Here is a 7,421-nt window from a genome sequence, read left to right on the forward strand (position 1 = left end):
GATTAGCGCAGCCAAAGAAGCATGGATGCGACGTGCAGGACGGCGAGGTAGCTCGTCGCCGTCTTGTCATAGCGGGTGGCGACGGCCCGAAAGCGCTTGAGATCGTGGAAGAAGCACTCCACCCGGTAGCGCATCCGGTACAGGGTGCGGTCTAACGGCAACGCCCGCTTACGGCTCGGGTTTGAATGGATGACAGGCTTCATCCCGAGCTTTCGAACGTTGGCGCGGATGCGGTCGGCGTCATAGCCGGTATCCGCAATGAAAGCGGCGCCCTCGGCGTGCACCATAAGTTCTTCGGCCATTGTGGACTCGTGCTGCTGGCCGGGCGTCAGCGCGACGTGGAGCGGCTTACCTCCCGTCGTAGTGACGGCGTGAACTTTCGTTGAAAAACCTCCTCGAGAACGCCCCAAAGCATTGCTTCGGATCCCCCTTTTCCGCCCGCGGCGTCCTGATGCGCCCGGACGACCGATGCGTCAGCAAGGGAGCCAAGCTCATCCACATCGAGCCGCAGCGCCTTGAAGATGGCTTCCCAGCGCCCAGTCTTCGTCCAGCGATGGAACCGATTGTAGACCGTCTTCCAGTGACCGAACCGCTCGGGCAAATCCCGCCATTGCACCCCGGTCTTCACCCGCCACACCACGGCGTTGATGAAGTCACGGTCCCCTCGCTTCGAGCGAGGGCCCGTCCTGGAGCCCAGCAGGGGCTCGATGCGGCTCCACTCGACATCGCTCAGTTCATGTCGGCGCACAGCCCGCGTTGATCATGCCTAGCGCCAGGCAGCAACTCCGATTGAGGCCCTGCCCCAACGTGCCAGAAAGGCCGGCACGCCGGGTCGACTCTCGAACACGAGATCAGGGACAGCCCCTAGGCACACGCTGATTTCACGCGGGGCCGGGCGCACGCCGTTCAGGTGCGCCCGGTCTCCGGCGCGAAGCTCACTTGCGCCGGGGCGGAGCGGGTGGCGCCTGCTCCTGCGTGCCAGAGATATTCTCTGGGGTGGCGAGCCGCATGTCTCCCTCGGGCGTGATGACTACATCCGCGCCCAGGCAGGAGACGAAGAGGCGCCCATCGGATAGCAGCCCTGAGCGTCGCGGTGCACCCGGGAGTACCCGCCACGGCTCCGCCACGTAGGCCCCGTCACGGGGAACAATCCGGTACAGCATCCCGTCGTTGGTGACGATATGGGACAGGCCCGTCACCGCGACGATGTGTTCGCCGACCTTGTGGATGCCAGTGGCGTTGGCGTCCAGAATCTTCTTCGCGGCGGCGTCAGTCGGGATGTGCATGAGTTCTCCACCCCACTCACCCCGACTTGCCCCCACCAGATGCCCATTCGAAACGCGCAATCCGAACTGCGGTGCCTGTTTGATGGGAGTGCGACGCTCCCCATCCACCCCCACCGAGCGGACCTCGCTCTCGTACGTCAATGGCCCGAATGAAGCTTCAGGGAGTTCATCCGGCGCCGCAACCAGTGCCGGTTCGAGGGATGCTTGCTGGTCGAAGCGCATGCGGTCGCCAGCGAAGTACTCAAACGCGAAGTTCGGGTTGCCCGCCGGGTATGTCTCTTTGCCATTGATGACCTTCGTGGCCTTGCGAGCAGCGTCGCGGACAGGTGGCGCCCAGTGCTTCGTCGCGACGGCCTTGAGCGGTGCCAAGGCCCGCGTGGCCCGGAGCCTTCCGAGCGATTCGGCCGCGGCAAAGGCCATCCTCCAGTCCCTGACATCGCCCAGCATCGTGATGAGCGCGTCGGTCGCGGCTGTGAACTGGATGTAGCCAAGCGTTCGCGCAGCGGCGAAGCGCAACTGAGGGTCCTCGTTCTTCAGAAGCGCGACAACCGCACTGCCCGCCCCCTTCCCCCGCTCGCGGAGTTCCGCCAGGTCGCGAAGCAGGTACACCGTGGGCTTCGTGCGCAGGTGCTCGACGAAGACGGGAGTGGCGGCAGCAGGCCCCATGCGCATCAGCGCGCCATCAACCGTCTTTCGCAGGGCGGCATTCTTGCGCAGCGCCTGCAGCGCGGGCACCGCCGCCGCAGCGGAGGGACCGATGCAGCCCAGCACCTGAATGGCATGGGCCTGATTTTCAAGGAGGGACTCGCCCCCGGTCGCCACCCTCAAGAGGGGCGCAACGGCGGGCCCCGAGTTGGACCCCATCTCATGGAACACTTCGCACACCGCGCTGGCGTAGAGTTCGTGCACGGGCGCCGCCGCGCCAAAGGGTTCGGCGAGCAAGGCGGCTGCCTTGCGGCCCGCGATGACCAGGGCATGAGTCAGTTGCGATTGCGTCTGGGGCTCATCCTTGAGGTCTTCGACGAGGAATGCGATGGCGCGGGGGGTTCCAATGCGAGCGATGGCGGGAGGAATCCATCCGTCCCCATGAAGCCGGGCCTGGATGAGGGCATTGAGGTGTTCCTCGGTCAGCCCTTCGAGGTCGCGCAGGATGTAGCCCGCGAAGTCACGAATGGGCTCCGATTCCTCCCTGAACAGCGGGAGGAGGTACGGAATCGCCGCCGCGCCATGCGCCTGGATGCGGCTCGCGAGTTCTTGCGCGTCCGTGCCGATTCCGCCGCCGTCATCGACGACCTCGGGGATGCGCTCCACGAGCTGCTGAAGCGAGGTGCTGCCGCCAGGCACGGGTGCGCTGGCCAGCGCGAGCGCGACGATGAGCGCGGCGTTCATTTACCTGCCTCCAGGACGTGAGCGAGGGATGAATCCCCGACGCCAACATTGCGCCAGGGTTGCTCTGCATCAAGGGGTTCCATTCAGTGGCGACAGGCCCTCCCCGCGCATGCCACGCCCTCGTCGACCCGTTTGAAGTTGCGCGCAGCCCGCTCGCGGCAGCGCCCACCTTGGTCTCCAGGTGCGCCGTGTGGGGCCTTCTGGGGAAGAACGCGCCCACCCAGCTCGAAAGAACCAAGAAAGCATCGGACTCTCAGAATTCTTCCGCACCATGAGGCAGACACAGCGCCACCGTGGGGGCCGGCTCGGTCTCGCTTGCGGGAAGTGTGGTACGAGAAGCCAGTTTCCGCGAACCGGAGGATTGCTTTGACGTTGTTTCGAATGTGTCTGACTTCGCTGCTGGTCTTTGTGGCCGCCTGCGGGGGGGATTCGGATCCCGTAGTGACTCCTGACGCCGGCCAGACGCGACCGGACGCGGGCGGCGAAACGCCGGACGCGGGGGAGGAGACGCCTGACGCCGGTGAGGAAACACCGGACGCGGGTGAAGAAGCGCCGGACGCGGGCGAGGAAACCCCGGACGCCGGCAGCGAGACGCCGGACGCAGGTGAGGAAATTCCGGACGCCGGCAGCGAGACGCCGGACGCGGGCGAGGAAATCCCGGACGCCGGGAGTGAGACGCCTGACGCGGGTGTGGAGCCCGAGGTGAGCGTCATCGACAACTGGGGCTTCGAAGAGTGGCCCGGTGCGCTTCCGGAGATGTGGCTCGGGAGCAAGTCGAACATCACGTCGGACAGCGTGCAGAAGGTGACCACGAACGCCTTCGAGGGCGTGAACGCGGTCCGCCTGACCAACACCTCCGGGACGCACCGGCGCTTCACCACCGGAGCGAAGTCGATGCCCGCGGGCCGTTACGCCTGCACCTTCCAGGCGCGGGGCACCGGCGAAGTTCGAAACGCCTTCTTCGACGACGACTACTCCAGCTACTCGTCCTACACGGCCGTCGACAGCGCGACGTGGACGCAGGTGGCGTACAGCTTCAACCTCGCCAATGAGGTCTTCGACACCTTCGAGCTCATCTTCAGCATCCGCAACACCAGCGGCGAGCACCTGAGCATCGATGACGTGCGCTGCACGCGGGCCGCCGAGCCGTGTGACGCGGTCAGCTGCGAGTCCTGGGAGCGCTGCGTGAATGCCACCGCGACCTGCGAGCCGCTCGCCGGCCGGTGCAACGCTGCCGAGGACTGCAGCGAGTGGCAGGCCTGCGACGAGACGAACACGTGCGTGGTCGCCGCCGACCGCTGCACCCGCCACGCGGATTGCGCGGGGACGCCGGAGACGCCGGTCTGTGATACGGCCAGCCACCTCTGCGTCGAAGGCGACCCTTGCGCCGGCGTCGTGTGCAACCACCCGGCGACGAGCTGCAACCCCACGAGCGGCGTGTGCGAGCTGTCCGCGGGAGCCTGCTTCACCACGTACGACTGCGTGGGTGAGCTGCCGGCCTGCGACACGGCGACCGGACGCTGCGTGTCCGCCGACCACCCCGCGAACATCATCCTCAATGGTGGATTCGAAAGCTGGAGCACCACCTACATCCCCTACCACGGCAACCATCTCATCCCGGACTACTGGTACGGGCTCGACAACGGCATCGCCGACCCGGGCACGGAGATCAGGCCGTCGCGACTCGTGCGCTACACGGCGGCGGTGCATGGCGGTTCGTCGGCGCTGCAGTTCGTGGTCCCCATCCAGGTCGCCGAGCGCTTCACGCTCGAGAAGTTCAACATCCCGAGCGGCAACTACTCCTGCTCGTACCGGGTGCGGGGCCACGGCACCATCCGGCATCGCAGCTACTCGAGCGCTGGCTGGAGCCCGGCCACCGACTTCCTCACCGTCGACAGCGACGAGTGGCAGCCGGTGTTCTTCCGCATCACGGGCAACGTGCGTGACTGGCGCCTGTTCTTCTATCCGAGCCGCAGTGAAGCCGACCGCGACCACCTCCAGGTCGACGACGTCGTCTGCACGAAGGACTAACGAGCCGCGGCGAAGGACCGCGGGCTTCCAACACGCCCGCGGTCCTCCTCTCCCCCGCCCGGTGCCCTCAAGAGGGCGACCTGCCTCGCGCCGCGCAGCACCGGTCCTCCCCCGCGGCGGCGCATCCATCCGACCGAGGGATACTCCGGGCAGCGCATGGGTATCCTCTCTTCCATGACGCTCGTTATCCGCCAGGCGCCGTTGGCAGCCTTCGGAGAGGCTTCTCTCCATCGGTTCGAATCGCGGCTCTGCGACCTTGTGCGCCAGCACTGGCGGGAGTCATGTGAGGCGATGTCGCCGTCCGACCTCCACACATTCGTAGAGGACGGCATCGCGCGCGGCCGGAAATACGGCCTCACCTCTGAAAGAGACCTCGCGCGTGATGGACGTCCGGCTGCCGGAGACTGTCGCGCGCCCGCTGGCGGGCCACAAGCACTGCCGCAGGAATTCCCTGACCAAAGCTGTGCTGCGAAGCAGGCCACGCGCTCTGAACTTCCTCGCCTGGCGCACGTCCTGGGTGAAACACACATGTCACAGCCGCAACGGCGCTGAAGCTGCCCCAGTGCATCAATTGCATCCGGGTCCATGACACCTCAGACCCGGGTCAGACACAGTCTCATGCGTGTCTTTCGTTACCCATCTTCCGCGCGCCCGTATCTCGTGGTCTTCCTGGAATGCCGTGGCAACAGACTTCTCCCCCCGGAGCGGACGTCAGGCGTCCTCCCGGAGCCACGGCTCAGTTCCCCCACTGAGAAACGGAGTTCGTGATGAAACACCCTCTCTTGAGCATGTTCGGGCTCGTCGGCATTGTCTGCGCCTCGGGTGCGCCTTCCATCGCCGAGGCACAGGTCCCACCCCCGTCCTGGGTGCGCCAGCTCGGCGCCCACCACGACGAGCAGGCCCACGCCGTGGCCGTCTCGGGCACGAGCGTCTACGTAGCAGGCCAGACGACCAGCCAGCTCGGTGCCGACCCGCAAGCCGGCGGCCAGGACGCCTTCATCGCCCGGTACGACACCGCCGGGAACCTCCAGTGGGTCCGCCAGTTCGGCACCGCGCGGACGGACCGCGCCACCGCGGTGGCCACCGACGAGGCCGGCAACGTGTACGTGGCCGGCACCACCTTCGGCAGCCTCGACTTCTACACCAACGCGGGCGGCATCGATTACTTCATCGCCAAGTACGACGCCGCCGGCAACCGTCAGTGGCTGCGCCAGAACGGCACGCAGATGGATGATTTCGCCACCGGCCTCGCCATCAGCGCGCCCGACAAGCTCTTCTTCACCGGCTACACCGGCGGCAGCTTCGCCAACGGCGGCAACCCCAACAACTACGACATCGTCGTCGCCCTCTACGACACGGCGGGCAACCCGTACTGGCTCCAGCAGTACGGCACTTCCGCGAGCGACATGGCGCGCGGCATCGCCGTCACGCCCACCCACGAGGTGTACGTCGTCGGCAACACCTACGGCAGCCTCGACGGCACCACCACGCCGGTGAGCAGCGACATCTTCCTGCTCAAGCTCAACATCCTCGGCGCCCAGCAGTGGGTCCGGCAAATCGACGCGGGCGAGCTCGATGATGCCAAGAGCGTCGCCGTGGGCCCCGACGGCGGCGTCTACCTCGCTGGCGAGACGTTCGGCAGCCTCGACGGCAACGCCAACAATGGCACCGTCGACGTGCTCCTCGCCCGCTACGACAACGCCGGAAACCGCCAGTGGAGCCGCATGCTCGGTGGCGCGCAGACCGACTACGCGTTCGGCGTCTCCGTCACCACGAGCAACGTCGTGCAGCTCGTCGGCTACACCTCCGACGCGCTCGACGGCAACCCGCCCGCTGGCTCCCTTGACGCCTTCCTCACCCGCTACGACGCGCTTGGCACCAAGCTGGGCACCCGCACCCTGGGCACCCCGTTCCAAGACATCGCGCGCGGCGTGGCCGTGGACTCCGCTGGCAACGCCTACGTGGCCGGTAACACCTTCGGAGGCCTCGGCGGCAACACCAACGCCGGCGGCTACGACGCCTTCCTCGCTCGCTTCTGACTCAACTGAAATGCCACACGGCCCGTTCCGGCGCGCACTCCGGACGGGCACCGGCGGCCCCCTTCGCGACTGCCCGCCACGGGGGGCGCCGCAGCCTCGCGGCATGCACCGGCATCTGCTCCTGCGCCATCCCGCGTTCGCCCCACTCCACTGCTCGCACACCTGAAAACGCCTGTGGTGTTCGCAGCGTCGGACCTCAAGGTCCCCCCACCCCAAGCCAGCACGAGGGTGGGTTTGCCGGGGCATCCCCTCAACTCAGAACGGCTGCGACTCCATAGAGAGTCATTCGACGGCTTCCTCTTTTTCAGCAGCAAAGGGAAACCCCACGCAGCTTCGCCAAGTGTGAGCAGGGCCGAAGGTGTCGCCGAACGACGAGCACCGTACGGCGTGGTGCGTGCGGGCGACGAGTTCGAGTGCAAACCCACCGCCAGGTCGGCCTGAGCGAAGAGAGCGTCGCCACGCTCGAGAAACTCATCGAGGACTTCATCAGGTTCGACCTGCGCACGAGGCCACATTCGTGCTTCAGCTGCACGCGCGTCGGTGGACTATCGAGTCACGGCGGCACGGACTCGATTTGCGCTCGACCCGTCCACGGGCCAAATCGACGCTCCTGCCGCCCCTCCCTGCACTCCCATTGCAGGGCCCGTGCCCGCCTCCCCCAGCCTGCCTCCAGTTG

Annotated in this window: 3 protein-coding genes and 1 pseudogene; 2 read left to right on the forward strand and 2 right to left on the reverse strand. The window is 66.7% G+C overall.

Going from position 1 to position 7,421, the window contains the following annotated elements; genetic code table 11:
* Positions 1–2: 2 nt before the first annotated feature.
* Positions 3–721: pseudogene (locus tag FMQ63_RS38755) on the reverse strand (IS5 family transposase); the annotation flags it as partial.
* 214 nt (positions 722–935) lie between these two features.
* Positions 936–2,675, reverse strand: a complete 1,740-nt coding sequence (locus tag FMQ63_RS19155) for a HEAT repeat domain-containing protein (RefSeq protein ID WP_011556209.1) — start codon at positions 2,673–2,675, stop codon at positions 936–938.
* A 48-nt stretch (positions 2,676–2,723) separates the two neighbouring features.
* Between FMQ63_RS19155 and FMQ63_RS19160 the strand changes: the two genes are divergently transcribed.
* Together FMQ63_RS19160 and FMQ63_RS19165 are read left to right on the forward strand one after the other, a co-directional pair.
* Positions 2,724–4,706, forward strand: coding sequence for a hypothetical protein (locus FMQ63_RS19160; protein ID WP_011556210.1), 1,983 nt, complete (start codon positions 2,724–2,726; stop codon positions 4,704–4,706).
* A 767-nt stretch (positions 4,707–5,473) separates the two neighbouring features.
* Positions 5,474–6,745 carry an SBBP repeat-containing protein gene (locus tag FMQ63_RS19165; protein WP_225909530.1) on the forward strand — a complete coding sequence of 424 codons (1,272 nt, stop codon included), beginning with the start codon at positions 5,474–5,476 and terminating at the stop codon, positions 6,743–6,745.
* Positions 6,746–7,421 lie beyond the last annotated feature (676 nt).

The organism is Myxococcus sp. CA005 (assembly GCF_006518205.1).
In the GTDB taxonomy this organism is placed as follows: Bacteria; Myxococcota; Myxococcia; order Myxococcales; family Myxococcaceae; genus Myxococcus; species Myxococcus xanthus.